This is a genomic window from Faecalibacterium sp. Marseille-Q4896 (assembly GCF_017377615.1).
GTDB classification, from domain to species: Bacteria; Bacillota; Clostridia; order Oscillospirales; family Ruminococcaceae; genus Faecalibacterium; species Faecalibacterium taiwanense.
Genome location: NZ_JAFREG010000002.1, coordinates 157838 through 174927, shown reverse-complemented (window position 1 = coordinate 174927; position 17090 = coordinate 157838). Strand labels below are relative to the sequence as shown.

14 protein-coding genes and 1 pseudogene are annotated in these 17090 nt (G+C 54.9%); 1 reads left to right on the top strand and 14 read right to left on the bottom strand.

The genetic code is table 11. The features are described from left to right. The first annotated feature begins 9 nt into the window (after positions 1-9). Complete coding sequence (locus J3348_RS04725) at positions 10-903, top strand: Bro-N domain-containing protein (protein ID WP_005938463.1); 894 nt, start codon at positions 10-12, stop codon at positions 901-903. 116 nt (positions 904-1019) lie between these two features. Here the strand turns inward: J3348_RS04725 and J3348_RS04720 are convergent, their stop codons facing one another. The 14 genes and pseudogenes from J3348_RS04720 to J3348_RS04655 all read right to left on the bottom strand — a co-directional run bounded on the left by J3348_RS04720 (position 1020) and on the right by J3348_RS04655 (position 17021). Next, positions 1020-1220 (bottom strand): transposon-transfer assisting family protein, encoded by a 201-nt coding sequence (locus J3348_RS04720; protein ID WP_207698437.1) that lies wholly within the window; start codon positions 1218-1220, stop codon positions 1020-1022. Between the two features lie 3 nt (positions 1221-1223). After that, on the bottom strand, positions 1224-2150 hold the full coding sequence (locus J3348_RS04715) for a hypothetical protein (protein ID WP_207698556.1): 927 nt from the start codon (positions 2148-2150) through the stop codon (positions 1224-1226). Between the two features lie 21 nt (positions 2151-2171). Next, positions 2172-4688: pseudogene (locus J3348_RS04710) on the bottom strand (YodL domain-containing protein); the annotation flags it as partial. A gap of 110 nt (positions 4689-4798) precedes the next feature. Then, the gene (locus J3348_RS04705; protein ID WP_207698435.1) at positions 4799-6877 is read right to left on the bottom strand and encodes a DNA topoisomerase 3; all 2079 of its coding nucleotides are present in this window, start codon (positions 6875-6877) and stop codon (positions 4799-4801) included. Further along, positions 6874-7596, bottom strand: coding sequence for a DUF4366 domain-containing protein (locus J3348_RS04700; RefSeq protein ID WP_207698434.1), 723 nt, complete (start codon positions 7594-7596; stop codon positions 6874-6876). Before J3348_RS04700 ends, J3348_RS04705 begins: the two co-directional genes overlap by 4 nt. Then, a complete protein-coding gene (locus tag J3348_RS04695) occupies positions 7586-7837 on the bottom strand; it encodes a DUF4315 family protein (protein ID WP_097769763.1) in 252 nt (83 codons plus the stop codon). The genes J3348_RS04700 and J3348_RS04695 overlap by 11 nt, the downstream gene beginning before the upstream one ends. Before the next feature lie 18 nt (positions 7838-7855). Continuing rightward, positions 7856-9841 (bottom strand): C40 family peptidase, encoded by a 1986-nt coding sequence (locus tag J3348_RS04690; RefSeq protein ID WP_207698433.1) that lies wholly within the window; start codon positions 9839-9841, stop codon positions 7856-7858. Further along, positions 9838-10734: a DNA (cytosine-5-)-methyltransferase gene (dcm, locus tag J3348_RS04685; protein ID WP_207698432.1), complete on the bottom strand. Its 897-nt coding sequence runs from the start codon at positions 10732-10734 to the stop codon at positions 9838-9840. Before dcm ends, J3348_RS04690 begins: the two co-directional genes overlap by 4 nt. Continuing rightward, on the bottom strand, positions 10731-13133 hold the full coding sequence (locus J3348_RS04680; RefSeq protein ID WP_207698431.1) for a VirB4-like conjugal transfer ATPase, CD1110 family: 2403 nt from the start codon (positions 13131-13133) through the stop codon (positions 10731-10733). The genes dcm and J3348_RS04680 overlap by 4 nt, the downstream gene beginning before the upstream one ends. Beyond that, a complete protein-coding gene (locus J3348_RS04675; protein ID WP_207698430.1) occupies positions 13060-13485 on the bottom strand; it encodes a PrgI family protein in 426 nt (141 codons plus the stop codon). Before J3348_RS04675 ends, J3348_RS04680 begins: the two co-directional genes overlap by 74 nt. Before the next feature lie 15 nt (positions 13486-13500). Beyond that, on the bottom strand, positions 13501-14364 hold the full coding sequence (locus J3348_RS04670) for a VirB6/TrbL-like conjugal transfer protein, CD1112 family (protein ID WP_005927770.1): 864 nt from the start codon (positions 14362-14364) through the stop codon (positions 13501-13503). A 103-nt stretch (positions 14365-14467) separates the two neighbouring features. Then, positions 14468-14683 carry a Maff2 family mobile element protein gene (locus tag J3348_RS04665; protein ID WP_005922889.1) on the bottom strand — a complete coding sequence of 72 codons (216 nt, stop codon included), beginning with the start codon at positions 14681-14683 and terminating at the stop codon, positions 14468-14470. A gap of 62 nt (positions 14684-14745) precedes the next feature. Continuing rightward, positions 14746-16554: a VirD4-like conjugal transfer protein, CD1115 family gene (locus J3348_RS04660; RefSeq protein WP_207698429.1), complete on the bottom strand. Its 1809-nt coding sequence runs from the start codon at positions 16552-16554 to the stop codon at positions 14746-14748. Then, positions 16551-17021: a PcfB family protein gene (locus tag J3348_RS04655; protein WP_207698428.1), complete on the bottom strand. Its 471-nt coding sequence runs from the start codon at positions 17019-17021 to the stop codon at positions 16551-16553. The genes J3348_RS04660 and J3348_RS04655 overlap by 4 nt, the downstream gene beginning before the upstream one ends. Between the last annotated feature and the right edge of the window lie 69 nt (positions 17022-17090).

Sequence of the window (17090 nt, the reverse complement as noted above, 5' to 3'; positions counted from 1 at the left end):
GAACCCTCTATGGCAGAAGTGAACGATAACAGCTCCATCCAGCTTTTTGAAGATCAGAAAATCCGTACTGCATGGGATGCAGAAAAGGAAGAATGGTATTTTGCCATCGTTGATGTGATTGCTGTTCTGACTGACAGCGCAGACCCACAGAACTATTGGCGCGTTCTAAAAAAGCGTCTTAAAGACGAAGGAAATGAAACCATTACAAATTGTAATGGTTTGAAAATGACCGCTCCTGACGGCAAAAAGCGCAAAACGGATGTCGCTAACACTGAACAGCTCCTGCGCATCATCCAATCAATCCCATCTCCGAAAGCTGAACCGTTCAAGGCATGGCTGGCAATGGTAGGCAAAGAACGCATCGAGGAAACAATCGACCCGGAGCAGGCCATTGACCGTGCGCTTGATACCTATTTGAAGAAAGGCTACTCCGAAGAATGGATTCACCAGCGGCTTTTGGCAATCCGCATCCGCAACGAACTGACGGATGAATGGAAGAAGCGCGGAGTACAAAAGGGCAAGGAGTATGCTATCCTGACCGATGAAATCTCCCGCGCATGGTCTGGCATGACCACAGGGCAGTACAAGCGGCTGAAAGGTCTGACGAAAGAAAATCTCCGGGACAATATGACTGATTTGGAACTTGTGCTGACCATGCTGGCGGAAGCCTCCACCACGGATATTTCCAAAACTGCAAAGCCACAGACCTTTGAAGAAAACAAGCAGGTTGCCAAGCGTGGCGGCAAAGTGGCCGGCATTGCGCGGCAGGCTCTTGAAGCGGAAACCGGCAAGCCTGTTATCACAGAAAAGAATGCGTTTGACTTCCAGCAGCTTGTGACCGACATTGTAGAAGATGCCGCCGAACTGCCGGAAAATCCCACCGAGAAAAAAGATAAAGACTGATACATGAAAAATAGCCGGACACAGCAACCCCAAGGCCACCGTGTCCGGCTATTTCTGTGTTGACAACGACACATTACTTTGATTGAAAATAATGTGTGGTTGTCAAGCTGGCGGTATTATTCACCCACAAAATCAAACCTCTGTCCGTCAAAGTCGGCATCAGTCATGTGCTCCAATTTTGCAATGGTGCCATTCGCCAGCCGCCGCATTTCCGTGTCCATGTCCGGCAGAGCGGCCATTATCCGTGCCATCGTGCGGCGGCGGTCGGAAGTATGGTACATACAGATCAAATTTTCTTCTTCCACGCTGAAATTCATGTGTCAGACCTCCATTTCGCGTTGCTTATTGCGAGCCGCTGCCTTTTTCGGGCTGGCGGCCTGTTTTGTTTCGGAAAGCTGCTTGCGGACGGAAGTGCGGGGCTTGCAGATGCCCTTGTCCCGGTTTTCGTTTTTGCCAACCAGCGCGTAGATGCCGAAACGGTCTTTCACGCTGGACAGGTGCAGGGATTTATACGGCAGCATGGCAAGCAGCTGGTCCGTGTCCCGGCTGGATGCCAGCTTGGTGAAATAGGGCGATACCTCCACCATAAAATGATTCTTGTCCGGGCTGTTGGGAGCAGCCAGACGCTTCATATCGGCTACGATACGCTGTGCCTCGGCCTCGATTAGCCCGGTGTGCAATGCCGCAAGGTGTTCTTTGAAATCACCGGGCTGTGCAGATTCCCGACTGCGCTGCTCCTGCCGGATGGCCGTTTGCAGAAGTTCCGGGTCACGGGTCTGCATTTCATGCCGCACGAACTCCCCGAAATATTTATCCGGGCGGCTGTCGAAATGCTCTTTCGGGCCAATCTCCCGCATCCCGCTTTCGTAGATCAGGCGATTGGCGCCCACGGGCAGAGCGGCATCCCGGATATGCTGGAAATGCTGCTGGTAGTCCAGTTCATACAGATTGCCTTGCACGGTTCCGTTGGCCGCACCGGTCAACTCCACCGCATAGGCAAGAATCCTGTCATGGGTCTGTTCACCGCAAAATTTCCATGTATTGTAGGCTTGGGTATCTTTGAGCAGCACATCCCGTTCCCGGAAGCAGAATGTTCCAGAGGGCCGGGACAGCCACAACAGCAGCTTATCTTCCGGCTGGTCGCTGCGGGCGGCCTCCCGCAGCATCTTGATGTCATAGGCAAAATCGCTCTGATAGTACGCAGTGTTCTGGTGCATAATGGCTTCCAGTGCAGCGATCACATCCATATTTTCAAACTTTTGCACGGCTTACACCTCCAATTCTTTTGTCTTTTCCCGTGGCGGCGTTTGTTTGCTCTGCTCCTTTTTTGCGGCATCCAGCTGTGCCCGGATGGACGGCTTTTTCGGTTTTGCGGCGCGGGACTTCTTGGCTTTCGGTGCCTTTTCCTCGGCCTTGACTGCGGCGGCAAGGTCCGTCAGAGAAATTTGTTCTCCGGCCTTTGCTTTGGCTTCCAGCTCACCTAAAGAGGGCGCATTGTTCAGCACACCGTCAATCATGTTTTCGTTTTGTTCGGTGGAAAGTTCTGCGGTGCGCAGCGGATTTTCCCGCAAGAACTCCGGCACCTGCTGAAAGCCTACGCTGTCGCAGTAGTGGGCGGTGTCCTGCCCGTTCTGGTGCAGCACCACTACATCCGAAACAGACAGCGAGTGTCCCTTGAAATCTGCCGGATGGTCCACATTGAACGTGCGGTAGATGTCCTCCAAGGTGGTACCAGCAGTCAGCGGCGCGGCGTAAACTTCTGTATAGTTGGCCTTGTCCACGGTCAAACCGACAGCCTGCAGGCGGTCGTAGGGCTCAAAACGGTAATCGCGGGTAGAATCTTCATTGCGCAGCTGGTAGATGGAAAAACTGTCCTGCTGCGGTGCTTCAAATCCTGCCGCTGCGTATTCCTCTACCGTCATTCCGGCAGCGGCCGCTTCCTGCGCGATCTCGGCCTGCACCTGTGCCTTGTAGTCCTGCAAGCTCTGGTCAAAGTCAGCCAGCTTGGGCGGTTCCGGCAAGTTGTATTGGCCTTGGTTGAGCAGCGGGCGGCAGTCCTGCACATAGGTCACAACCGCGTTGTAATAGACGGTCTGTTCCGGCGAAATGTTCTGTTCCTCCCGCAAAGCAGTGGTGGCGGTCTGCTCCATAGCGGAAAGATTGCAATGCTGTTTGAGGTACGGGATAAACTCGGTCAGCACCATTTCCCGCTCTGCCTTGTCCTGTACCCATGCTTCCGGGCCCTTGTTGTGCAGAACAAAATTTTTCCAGTTCTCGTCTTTGGCGTAGTATTCGTGGTAGCTCTGGATGTGCTGAATCAGGGAGCCGTCCCCGTCACCAAAATCCTGCCGTCCCTCGTAGTTGTCGGGCTGGCCGTTCAGGGTAAAGTCAATGCGGAACGCGGTCTTGTCGTACCAGCCGCCCTCGTAACCATCCTTTTCCCGTTCCGTGTGCTGGGCGGTGTCCAGTTCTTCAAAAACACGATTTGCCACAGACAGCGGCATGATTTCGCCGTCCTGCAGCTTGTCGCTTTCACTCCACAAAATCGTAACCGTAGGTTCTGTGGCGGGGTCTGGAATTTTAACGGGTGCGGGAATTTCGTTGGCCTTTTCCGCCGCCTCTTGGAACGCCGCCAGCTTATCGTCCAACAGGACTTCCGACACTGCGGCTGTCTGCCCCAACAGATTAAGCGCTTCCTGCCCGGCATCCGGCAGGGTCAGACCGGGCGCGTCCAGCTGGCCTCCGTCCAAAGTCTTGTTATCCGGGCCGTACAGGGTGTAGTCATAGCCGGAATCGCAGGTCTGGATGAATAAAATATTGCCGTTGTCCAGCGCAAATGCGGCTTCCTGTGCGGCGGAAAGTTCTGCTTCCCGCTGTTGGCGCAGTTCTGCCAGATGTTCGTCCAGCGCAGAGATCAACTCATGGGCCGCGCTGCGGATGATTTCCAGAGAGGCTTTCAGTTCGGCCAGTTCCCGGCCGGAACTCCACCCGGCCACATAGCCAAAGGAATACTCGGACGTGTCCAGCCCGTAGTGCTGGCAGACGGCATAGGCCACACTTTCGGCCTGCACCTCGCGGGTGCGGCTGTCCGGGCGGTTGGCCTGTTCCGGGCCGTCTGGGTCGATGGCGTGCAGCTTTGCATGGGCAATCTCATGGATGGCTGTCTTGATGGTTTGCAGCTGGCTCATGCCCTCTTGGATGGCAATGCGGTTGTCGAGCAGATGAAAGTACCCATGCGCGCCACCCTCGATGTCCTCAAACCCGATGGGCACCGGGGAAGTCTGCTCCAATGCCTTGAAAAAATCTTGGTAGTCTTGCACGCTGCCGGACAGTTCATTCACTGCAATAGAGGGCAGCGGTTCGCCCTCGGTCTGGCTGACATCGAACACAGACACCACTTTGAAGGCCGGAATCTGCACCGTCTTTTCTTCCGTCAGCGGCTTGCCGTCCTTGTCCAGAATCGGCTTGCCCTGTTCGTCCAGCTTTTCCATCTTCTGCTTGACCTTGTACGGCGCAGGGGCCAGAATTTTGATGCCTTTTTCGCCTTTCTTTACGGTGCGGTGGAACGTGTCTTTCCACTTGTTGAAGCCCGCCACCAGCTGCCCGCCCTGCATGGCGATCAGCAAGGTGTTGTTGAAACTGTAATTGTGGAACTTCGCCATCGTGGTGAGGTAGGCTTTGTAGCGGTCGCTGTCGAACAGCTGTTGGATGCCCGTTTCTAACCGGTCCGTGATTTCTTTCATGCGCTCTGCGCTGTCCTTGCCGTTCAGGATAATGGGGATAACTTTCTGCTCCATGATGTAAACTCCTTTTTTTGCTATCCTACGGATAGAGAGAGCCGGTTATGGCAAAATGAATGCTTCACCTTACCATAACCGGCCCTCGTATTTTTGCCTTACTCTTTGCGCTCTACCCGGTAATTGACGTACTTGCCTCCCGTATCTGCCAGAAGCACCGTTGCATCATAGGTTTTGCCTGTCTTTTCGGAATAGAGACCCTTAACCTTTGCCTTACCGTTTTTGAGCAGAGCAGCGGCGATCATCGGGGTGAACGCCTTTTTGCGCTGCTCAAAGAAGCGGTCATTCTTCCACATCACGAACTGACAGCTACGATTCCCGCAGTAGAAGTTTTTCTTGCCCTCATAGACGTTTTCACTGCACCGGGGACACTTGCCGATAATAACCCGTTCCGACTGGAACAGGTTTTGCTTATCTGCACTGATACAAGAATAGGTCTTGACCAGCTGGCGCACCTGCGCTTCAATTTCGGCCATGAACTCGTCCGCGTTTGCATTGCCCTTGGCAATCTCGGTTAGGCGGTTTTCCCATTCGGCAGTCAGAGCGGGAGAGGTCAGGCTTTCCGGCAGAACCACCGCCAGATTGATGCCGTCCTTGGTGGGGACAAGCTGTTTGCCCTTGCGCTGCACAAAGCCCATTTGCACCAATTTTTCCAGAATCGCGGCGCGGGTGGCGGGTGTGCCCAGCCCCTTGCGTTCCACTTCCTCCGGCATATCCTCGGCCCCGGCCCGCTCCATTGCTGATAGGAGCGTATCTTCGGTGTAGGCTTTCGGCGGGGATGTGAAGTGTTCCGATACGGTAGAAGTTACGCGGAAACTCTGCCCCTCGGCCAGTTCTGGCAGGGTGTTCAGGCTTTCCGCTTCTTCTTCGCCGTCTGCTTTCATGGTGGAGCGGAACCGTTGGTCGATTTCTTTCCAACCGGGGACAAGCACCGTCTTTCCCTTGGCGGTGAACTCGTTCCCGGCGCAGGAGAACACCGCAGTCACGGTTTCGTACTCATGGGGCGCGGCTATCGCGCAGAGCAGTTTGGAGCAGACAAGGTTCATCAGCTTGCATTCACTCTCGGCAAGACCAGCGAAGCCCTGTTTTACAAATTCAGCAGTGGGAATGATGGCGTGGTGGTCCGATACCTTTTTGCTGTTCAGAATCCGGCCCACTTCCGGGGTCAAGTCAAGTCCTTGGGCAAAGGGCAGCAGCCCCAGCAGGTCAGACACAAGATGTTGTGCTGTCTGGCCCATATCCTCGGTCAGATATTGGCTGTCGGTGCGGGGATAGGTCAGCAGTTTCTTTTCGTAAAGCTGCTGGGCATAATCAAGGGTCTGCTTTGCCGTAAATCCGAACAAGCGGTTTGCCTCCCGCTGCAAGGTGGTCAGGTCATAGAGCTTGGGCGGCTGTTCTGTCTTTTTCTCCCGTTTGACAGAAGTACAAACGGTAGTTGTGCCTGTGCATTTTTCTTTGAGAGAATTTGCGGTTTCTGCATCCGCAATGCGCCCACTGTCCGCTTTCAAGCTGCCGGACTGGATGCCGACCGTGTAATACTTTTCTTTTTGGAAGCGCAGAATTTTTGCATCCCGGTCCACCAGCATTTTCAGTGTCGGGGTCTGCACCCGGCCTACCGTCAGGGTTTTGTGATACAGCACCGAAAACAGTCGCGTTGCATTGATACCCACCAGCCAATCCGCCTTTGCACGGCAGAGGGCCGATTGATACAGAGCATCATAATCCGAATCCGGGCGCAGGTTTGCAAAGCCCTCCCGAATAGCGGCATCCTCCATGCTGGAAATCCAGAGCCGCTTTACGGGTTTCGTGCAGCCGGCCATTTGGTAGACAAAGCGGATGATCAGTTCTCCCTCCCGGCCTGCGTCGGTTGCGGCAGTCACACTGTCCACATCCGGGCGGTTGAGCAGGGCACGCAGAACTTCAAACTGCTGTTTCTTCTCGTCCGGGACAATGAACTGCCACGGCTGGGGCAGGATGGGCAAATCCTCATACCGCCATTTGCAGTATTTTTCGTCGTACTGGCCAGCCTCGGCAAAGGACACCAGATGCCCGATGCACCAGCTGACCAGATACCCACCGCCCTGCCAATAGCCGTTTTGCTTTTCAGTGGCCCCGATCACGGCGGCGATGCTGCGGGCTACACTGGGCTTTTCGGCAATCACCAGCTGAAAACTCATGTTTCATCCTCCTGTCCGTCCTCCGAATGAATCTCGATTTCAGCCGGTTCCTCGTCTGCATCCTCGTCCTCGCCAAAATCGTACTCGTCCAGATCATCGTGCCCGGTGGTATCGGCCTTGGGCTTGCGGAACTTGAAATAATAGAGTGCCGCACCGCCGCCCGCCAGAGCCAGCACCAGCAAGATCATCAGACTGCCCATGCTGGACTTGGGTTTTTCCTGCGGCGTTTCAGTGTCGGTTTTCGCCGCTTCCGGGGCCGTGCAGTTCCGCAGGCTCTTTTCACACAAGGGGCAGTTTTCGTTGACGTTCCCGGCCTCACATTTCACAGTGCAGGTACAGACTTCGGCGGCCTGCGGTTCTTCATCCAGCAGAGCCAGCAAGTCGGCATCGTCCACTTGGTTCAGGAAGTGAACGGACGTTTCCTTGTCCTCGTTGGCACGGTCAATGAGGATGTAAAAATAATTCCCGGCCTTGGTGGTCACAGTGATAAGCTGCTTGTCGCCGTAAAAATCATCCACCAGTGTTGCGTTGCCCTTGGGCGTGATGGACACGCCCTCCGGCTCCATGCCGCCCGTGGTGGGTTCTTCTTCGGTGATTTCCGGCAGTGGTTCCGGGGCAGGGTCAGAGCCGCTTGCAAAAGCGGGCATGGAAAATGAGCAGAGGCAGAGCAGGATAGCCAGCAGTCCGGCAGCGAAGCGGTTCCAGTTGTCAGGTTTCATCGGCGGCATCCTCCTGTTTGTGGTACGGGGTGACAGTGGGTGCAGCATTCAGCGCACCGCTGCGCAGGAAGGCCGCGAACTCGTCCGGCTTCATGTTCATGCTGCGCACCAGCTGAATGATCTGCAAATTTTCCTGTTCGGTCTTTTCAGCTTCCAGTTCTTTCAACTGCTGCTGGTATTCGCTGATTTTTTCTTTGAGCCGTTCAATATCGCGCTCAATGCGGGAAAGTCTTTTTGCCATACAAAATCCTTTCTGGCGTCACGGTAAACGCCCATAGCTGTAAAAATGTTCCTGCCAATATTTTGAGTTGAGGTTTGTGTAAGAGATAGGGTCGCCGCAGTGCAGCATGATGGAATTGCCTACATAGATACCGCAATGGCTCACGCCGGGGGTATCGTAGGTTCCCTTGAAAAACACAAGGTCGCCCGGTTTGACCTGCGCCGTCGAAACAGGAGTACAGAGGTTGTAAAGGCCCTGTGCGGTCTGGCGGCCCACGTTCCAGCCGGAGTGATTCAGCACCCACGAAATGTAGCCGCTGCAATCAAAGCTGGTGCTGGGCGAACTGCCGCCCCACACATACGGGTAGCCGATGTACTTCGTGGCTTCCTCCATCATGGCGGCAAACCTATCATCCTTTAGTGCTTCCGGGGGAATATCGTAGTAGGTGGGCTGCTTGATGGTGGACGCATTGGGGTACTGCGCTTTGCCAAACAAATCCGGCCGGTTGCCCAGCGTGCGCATATAGAGGGAATAGGCACTAAGCTGTTCTTCGGTCAGTACTTCCACGGGCAGGTGGGATAAATCCTTGTTCTTCAGCTTGACCGTGCAGATGTAGTATTCATACGGTTCTTGGTAAGTGATAACTTGCGGCACACCATACGGGCCAATAATGACCATCATTTTTGTACGGTAGCGTATCTGCATGGTCACGGTCTCGGTCAGGATGTATTGCTTTTCAAAGAGCATTTCAAGTTCGCCCTGCACCTCGGCCAGTGTGAACACGCCGTCATGCAGCGCGGACAAAATCGAGATCAGCACATAGGGGTCATGCTCGATTTCATCCAGATAAAAATGATACTCGTCATAGTTGTGGGTGGCCTCGTAGGTGTCGAGATACCGTTGCAGCTTTTGTTCCAGCTTGGCATAAGCCTTCTCTGCACCCAGCATATCCTTGTCCTTGGAAAAATAAGAAGATGCCGTCACGCCGGTCCCAGCGGTGCCCGCCATCACCGTGCAGGACTGCAAGCCCGTTATCAAGAGCAGAGCCAGCAGACCGAACACCGCCACGATCAGAATGGTTTTCCAGTTCTGGGCAGCAAATTCGGCCACCCGTTCGCCGCTCTCGGCTGCAAACTTTGTTACCCGGAAACCATTTTCTGCGGTAGTGGCTGCACCCTGTGCGGCGGCTTGTCCGGCCTGCCGTGCAGCTTTGGCGTACTGTTGCTTGATACGCTGTTTCTGCCACATCCGGGAAATGGGATTGCTGGCGGACTGCGCGATCTGCGGATTGTCCCGCAAAGATTTCTGGTAAAAGTATTCTGCATTGGCAGACATGAGCTGACGCTCTGCCTTTTCCACGGCCTTGTAGGGCTTCATCTTGTGGTGCCGGATGCCGCTGCGGATGGCTTTGGCGGTCTGACGCTCCACCAGTTCTTCACCTTTGTGGCCGCCCTCCACGCCCACATTTTCGTGTTCGACCTCGTGGATTTTTCCGTGAGCGAACAGCAATGCTTCCGACAGCAGGCGGCTGGCCGGGTTTGGTTTCAGGCTGGGCGGGCCTTTGTCCTGCTGCTCAAACCGCAGGGTGGATTTTGCCTTGCCGCTGGCTGCATCGTAAACTTTTTCCTTGACCGGGACACGCTTCTTCGGCAGAGCGGCGCGGGCCGCATCCAGCTTGTCGGCCTTTGCTTCCGCCTTGTGGATGTACGGCTGCAACTCCGGGTCTGCCCGTTCGTCCTCGGTCAATTCCAAACGGGCAGCGGAACGGTGCAGACCATCTTCACTTTTGGCGGTGGCCGCTGTTTCTGCTGCCTTTTTCGCTTTCTTTTTATTTTTATGCCCGTCCTTGATGTCCTCGGCCCGTTCCAGAATTTTTTCGGCCTTGCCCTCGGCATCCGTGGAATAATCCTGTTCCGCTTCCCGGCAGGAAACATTCTCCACAGTACCGTCCGCCTGATTTTCTACCACCAGACCGTCACGGGTCATGGTCTGGGTGACTTTGGCTTTTGCCTGCAATTCTTTCAAGGTTCTTCACCTCCCATCGGACAGCGGCCCGTTTCAATGTCCGCAATGTATTTGAGAATCGGGAACACCTGCGGCGGCGAAACTGCATTGCCCAGTGTTTTCATCCGCTTGCTGCGGTTCGGCACCTCTTCGGTCAGGCGCGGGATGTCGGCGGGTTCTTCGGCCCAAAGGGAATGTCCGTCCATTTGCGCGGGAAACCCATCAGCCACTCTACCCAGTCCGGGTTGAGGTAGGGCCTTTCCAGCGTGGTTGGGGTCATGCGGTAGACCACATGAGAGAGCCGCGCCGTCCATGCTTTGCCATCCTTGTTCATCTTGCGATAGCTGCCGTTCGCAGAGATTTGGATGTCCAACCCCTTGCCCACATCCCCGGTGTCGCTGGCAAGGGGTGTGGGAAGCAGCGGAGCCGATGATGAATACCCGTTTCCGTTCGTGCCACGCGCCAACGGCAGCAGCAGGTAATACGAAAACCCGAACATCGTAACCTGCCTGCTCCAAGTCAATGAGCGTTTTGTCGAGCCCCATACGGAGGAAGCCAGCAACATTTTCTCCAAGCACCCAACGGGGCTGCAATTCCCGGATGACCCGCAGCATTTCGGGCCACAGGTAGCGTTCATCGTGGAAGCCGCGCTGCCGCCCTGCGGTGGAGAACGGCTGGCACGGGAAGCCACCTGAAATGAGGGTGACGGTGCGAAGTCCTGTTTTTTCAAAGAAAGCCTCCTTTGTTACAGTGGTGATGTCCTGAAAACGGGGCACTTCCGGCCAGTGGCTTGCCAGCACAGCGGCGGGAAATGCCGCCCACTCGCATTGACAGACAGAGGTGAAACCCGCTGCTTCCGCGGCAAGGTCGATGCCGCCGATGCCGGAAAACAAGCTGAAATGTGTTAAGCTCATAGCTCCACCACCTCGCTGAGCCGGGTGGTCATGATCTTATAGAGCTGTGTGTTTTTCGGGATGGGGTTGGAAAACGGAAGCACCACGTTTTCAAAAATCAGCAGTCCTTCGCCCGGTTCCGAATTGTCGATGTACTTCTGCTGGTCTGCGGAGAGGTTCAGCCGTTCCGAAAGGATTTTGCGGTCGCCGGATGCCTGATTCAGCAGCGTGATGAAGTCGCTGTTTTCCAGAATGTTCTCAATCTCCGGGGAAGAAAGAAGGTCCTTCACATTTTGGGTGGCACCTGTGGGCACGCCGCCCCATTTGCGGAAGCGCTTCCAAATCTCGGCACTGTACGCGGCGGTCTGTTCCTCTTTCAGCAAAAGGTGGAACTCGTCTGCAAAATACCATGTGGCCCGGCCTTGGCTGCGGTTCTGGGTGACGCGGCCCCATATCTGGTCTTGGATAATGAGCATCCCCAATTTTTTTAACTGCTTGCCTAACTCTTTGATGTCAAAGGCCACAAGTCGGTTGTGGATGTCTACATTCGTTTTGTGATTAAAAACATTCAGCGAGCCGGACACATACAAGTCCAATGCCTGCGCCACCCGGTCCGCTTCCGGCAAGTGCTGGTCGAGCAGGGCTTGGTGAAGGTCAGACAAAATCGGCATATTCTCCGGGCAGGGATTCGCCAGATAGGGGCGGTAGATGGCTTTCACAGCACGGTCTATCACGGTGCGTTCAATCGCTTCCAGACCTGTTTTGCCGCCCATAACCAGCTCACAGAACGACAGCACAAAATCCGACTTCAAGGCCAGCGGGCTATCTTCTTCGGAATAGTTCAGGTTGATGTCCAGAGGATTCACATAGTCCTTGCTGGTGGGCGAAAGTTTGATGACCTGCCCATGCAGCCGCTTGACCAGCGGATAATACTCGGCCTCTGGGTCTGAAATAAAAATATCGTCAGCGGTCGTTAAAAATACACTGACGATTTCGGACTTGCAGCTCATGGATTTGCCGCTGCCGGGCGTGCCCAGCTTTAGGCCGTTGGGACACCGGGCCTGCTTGCGGTCCAGCATGATCATGTTGTGGGATTTTGCGTTGATGCCGTAGTACATGGCCGCACCGCTCTGGAAAAGCTCCTGCGTGACAAAGGGCACGAACACCGCCACGTTGGAGGTGGTAAGGCTGCGCTGAATCTTTATCTGGTTGATACCCAGCGGAAGGCTGGACACAAGGCCCTGTTCCTGCTGGTAGTCCAGCCGGACAAGAGAGCAGTTGTACTTCTGCGCCACGCCCGCCGCTTGGAACACATCGTTGCCCAACTTCTGCTTGGTATCGGCCACGTTCAGAACTAAAAAAGTCAGCATGAAAAGCCGTTCGTTCCGGGTCTGCAATTTGTTCAGCAGCTTTTTGGCATCCTCGCCGTAGGTGGCAAGGTCGCTGGGGAGGATATCCATGTCGTACCCGGAACGAACAGCTTTTTTCTGCTCCTGAATCTTCATAGCATCAAGGTCTGTGATCTTCCGCTTGATGGTTTTGATGGCCTCGGTCTGGTCGATGGCCTGCACATGGAGATTGACGAGAATGCCGCTTTCCGTTTTGAGAAAATCGGCCAGCATTTCATCCGAAAGTTCCGGCGCAAGGATTTGTAAAAAGCTCACAGCTCCATATTTGCCGCCCAGTCCAAAAGTCTTGGCCGTGCCGAAGCAGAGGGAGGACGGGGCCACAAAATCCTTGGTAGACAGGCCGGAGGGTGCCAGCCAGTCCCAGTCAAAGCGGAACGGTTCGCCGTCCGGGTGGAAGATGCCGTGCAGCACCTCCAAACGCTCCTGCCCATCCATGACGTGTGCCACGCAGCCCATGGTCTTGAAGTAGCCCAGCAGATCAAGGCCAATGCGGGTCAGCCGTGCCCGCGCCGTTTTCAGGCTGTCGGCCTCGATGGTGAACGTCAGGTACTTGGTTTTCACAATGCCGTTGTTGCCGCTGGCAAGCTGCTTTTGCAGGATGGCGGTGTACTCGGCGCGGATGTCGTCAAAATCATCCCCCTGCGGTGCGATCTCAAAACTTTTTGCGTACTGCACCGGGTCAACCTTGCGATTCAAAAACGAAAGCTGCACATGGATGGAAGCATCCACATAGTTGTACAGGTCGCACAGGTGTTCAAAGATGGCGGTTCTTGTTTCCGGCTGGGCCAGCTGATAACTGATGTCCTCAAAGGCAATGCACTTGGAGAATGTGCGTCGGTCAATGCGGCACACACCGTCCGGGTAGATGGCCTCATACGGGATGGTGGCCTGTGCCGTGCGGGGCTTGCCGTCACCCTTGTACTTGCGGATAACGGCATCAATTTCTTTTTTCTGGGCGCGGGTGAGCTTTTTGGGCTTTTCGGTTTCGCGGGGTATCGTTTTTCTGGACAATGGCCTTTACCTCCTGTTCCATTTGGTATTGCCGCACAAGGGCGGCGTAAGCATTGTTGGTCTGATAGGGCCTTTCCTTGGGACGGATAAAGCAGCACTGAATCATTTGCTGAATCACTACTTCAAGGGGCTGGCCGTGCCGCTCGAACAGAGCGAACAGCAGCCCCGGCATCATGGCAAAAATCATCAGCAGGGCCGCTGCACTGTTGGAAAGATAGTTCCGGGCCAAAAAATAAAGCGGCCCGCCCGTGAGGAGCGCACCGCCGAAGCAGACCAGCTGCCGCTTGGTCAGCCCGAATAAGACTTTGGATTTTACATGGGTCAAATCTTTGGGAACGGTCACATACGCCATTCAAACGCTCCTTTCTCAATGGGCACCGAACACCGACTTGCTGATGCTGCCGGTCTTGAACAGACAGAAGCAGAGCAGAACGGTATAGCCCATGCAGCCCCAGATGGCCCCGGCAATGTCCGCAGCGCCCGAAATGTTGCGTATCAGCACCGCGTAAATGCCCACGACAATCATAATCAGGAACGCTTGGAAACCCAGTGCCAGCAAAGACTTCAAGTAGTTCTGCCCGGTGCTGCGCCACTCGCTGCTGCCCATGGTCGCCAGCGGGATAGGCCCCAGTGCGGTCACAACATAAATCTCGATCATGCGGCCGTAGGTCACAAGGAAAATACAGATAGACAGGATGTTCATGGTCAGGCCCACCACAAGGGTCTGGAACCACAGGCTGAGCAGACTGCCAATGGTCATGCTTTCCAGCTGAAATTCCAGTCCGGGTATCAGGCGGTCAAAGTGGATGGATGTTTCACCGATGATAACGCCGGAACTTTGGTTGACAACGCTCTGGGTGGCATCGAACACGCCCATGACGATATTCCATGTATTGCTGACAATGAGGATGGCAAATGCAGACTTGAAAATCCAGCGGAAGAACATGGAGGTGTCGAAGTCGTGCATATTGTTCTTTTCGGTAATCATCTGGATAAGCTCATGGCACATCACAAGGGCAAGGATAGCCGCTGCAATGGGCAGCACCACCGTTTCGGAAAGACTGCGCAGCATATTGAAAATGCCGCTGTTCCACGCCTGCGGGGTAGAGCCGACATCCGAAGCGATTTCGCCCACCTTGGCGTTCACGTTATCGAATAGGCCGGAGAGGTTGCCCGTGATGCCATCTATCAAAATGCCTTTTATCCATTTCTCGATGATCTCACTAATCAAGCAAAGATACCTCCTTTCCCGCGCCCTCCCATGTGAGAGGGAGAGCGCGGAGTAGGATTTTAAGTATTCGTTGTTCGGAAAATTGTGGGCAGCGACGCAGGGCTTAGCCCAGCAGCCCGGACAGCAGCGGGACAAGGGTTACGCCGATCAGGGCAACGCCGCCGCCCGCGACCAGCTGCTTGACGCCCTGGCTCTTGCTGCCGGGGTTATCCTGTCCATAGCCCTCCAACAGGTTGATGCCGCCCCAGACACACAGGGCACCGCCCAGACCGACCACGATCGTCTGCAAAGTATCGACTGCGCTGTTGAAAAATTCCATAAGGTCCTCACTTTCTGCCGCTTGTTCTGCGGCACTCAAAAATTTTTTCAAAAAATGCCGCCTCATTCGGCGGCTGCATCTTCATCCGACAGGTCGATTTCATACAGGTCAAAGCTTTCGTCCTGTGCGACTACCTGCTGCCGTTTCCGGCGCAGGGTGGATAAGAACCTGTCCACATCAAAGGTGTTTTTCTTGTCCGCGTCCGCAAGGTATTTGTAGTGCGGGTGCTTGGTGATGTCGAACTTCTCCGAGAAGAACGGCCTCACGCCCCGCAGCTGCAAAATACATTTGCCGCCGTCCATGATTGCGATTTCGTCCTCTGACATCAACGCCTTTCCTAATTTTTGATAGTTCAGTCCGTGGGAGGTTTGAGAGCCCCGGTTCTCGCTGGTGTTGAAACTGTCGATGGTTTCTTTCCCCAGCGCATCGGAGATCTCTTTGGCATTCTTGCCCCGCCCACTCAAAAAGAGAACAGAATCGCAGTTGTCCGAAATGATTTCGGCCGCATCCTTGTAGATAGCTTTCAGCTGCGACTGGCTCTGCAAGATGATGGATGCCGAGATTTCCCGGCTGCGGATGGTGGCAATCAACTTGTCGAAGTTGGGAATCTGCCCGATGTTGGCGAACTCGTCCAGAATCAGCCGTACATGGACGGGCAGCCGACCACCGTATTTATCATCCGCACGGTCACACAGCAGGTTGATAAGCTGGCTTTGGAGCATGGCGAGAATGAAGTTGAAGGTGGTGTCCGTGTCACTCATAATCAGGAACAGTACGGTCTTTTCATCTCCAATGGTGTCCAGCTCCATTTCATCGTCCTCCATCAGTTCCCGCACTTCCCGGATGTCAAACGGGGCTAAACGGGCACCGCAGCTTATCAGGATGGAGGAACGGGTCTTGCCCGCCGACAGCAAAAACTTTTTGTACTGTCGGACAGCAAAGTGGTTCGGGTCTTTCTGTTCCAGCCGTTCAAACATGAGGTCCACCGGGCTTTGGAAGTCCGGGTCATCCTCGCGGGCTTCACTGGCATTTATCATTTCCAGCAGGGTGGTGAAGTTCATTTCCTCTGCCGGGGCCTCGTACCAGATGTAGCCGATAAGCGCGGTGTAGAACAGCCGTTCCGACTTCACCCAAAAATCTTCTGCTGATTTTTCACCCTCGCCTTTGGTGTTGGCAATAAGCGTATTTACCAGCTTCAGCACGTCCTTTTCCGAGTGGATGCAAACAAAGGGGTTGTACTTCATGGACTTGGAAAAGTTTATCGTGTTCAGGATTTTCACCCGGTAGCCTGCCCGCTGGAACATTTGGCCCGTTTCCAGAACCAGTGTGCCTTTTGGGTCTGTGACCACGAATGAGGTGGGATAATCGGAAGTGGGGAAACATTGCATGAGGTTGGGCTTCACATAGAAGCGGGTCTTGCCGCTGCCGGAGCCGCCGATCACAAGCACATTTTTGTTCCGGGCTGTTTTGGGGTCTTTGGGCCGCCCGGTCATGGTCAGGCGTTCGGTCTGGGTCAGCAGGATGTTGTTTTCAAACTTGGGGTCGATGTACGGGGCAATGTCTTTGGCGGTGCCCCATCGGGCAGAGCCGTATTCTTCACCCTTGCGGTATTTCTTGGCGTTCTTGCCTTTGCTGTACACGATGAGCCGGACAGCCACCGCCCCGGCAACGCCCACGCACAGGTCAAACGGATGCAGGCTGGGTAGCGGGTTTGCAAAGGCGGCGGAGATGCCGCTCGTTAGGTGCAGCAGCTTGGCCGAAGCATCCGCGCCCGCAGCCAGACGGTACGCCTGCCCGCATTTGGCGAACAGGTACACGAACAGCAGATACGGCAGATTCAGCACCAGCAGCTTTTTTAGTTCAGGCTTCATCGTTCCAGCCCCCTTTGCTTGATTTTTTCTTTGGCGCGTTTCGGCTGCTGGGCGGCTTTCTGCTTGGCTGCTGCCAGCACCTTGCGGATAGAGGGCCGCTGCTCCTTGGTGAGCGTTTTGGCCGTGAACTCCCGGAACGCCTGTTCCAGATTGTCCGCATCCTTGGCCTTGAAGATCACGATGTAGTGGGGCGGCTGGGTGGTCTTGTCCTTGCGCAAGGTGAAGTCCACACCGTACTTCTTGGCACAGGGCTTAAACGCCCCGACGTTCGCCTCCGTGACTTCAATGTTGGTCAGGGCTGCGCCGTGGGCTTTCAGCTGTTTCAGGCTTTGCTTGCCGTGGTGCAGCTTTGGCCCCTTGGCCCGGTGTTGCAAATATTTTTTCAGCGCAGCTTGCAACGCTTGGGCGGTGAGTTTGCCTGTTTTCATGGACAGGGCAATGGTTTTCTGGGTGACTTCTTCCTGCAATATGAATCCCTCCTTGTTGCAGAAAATTCAGAGCGGCAGCTAGGGTGGAACCACCAGCCGCCGCAGGTA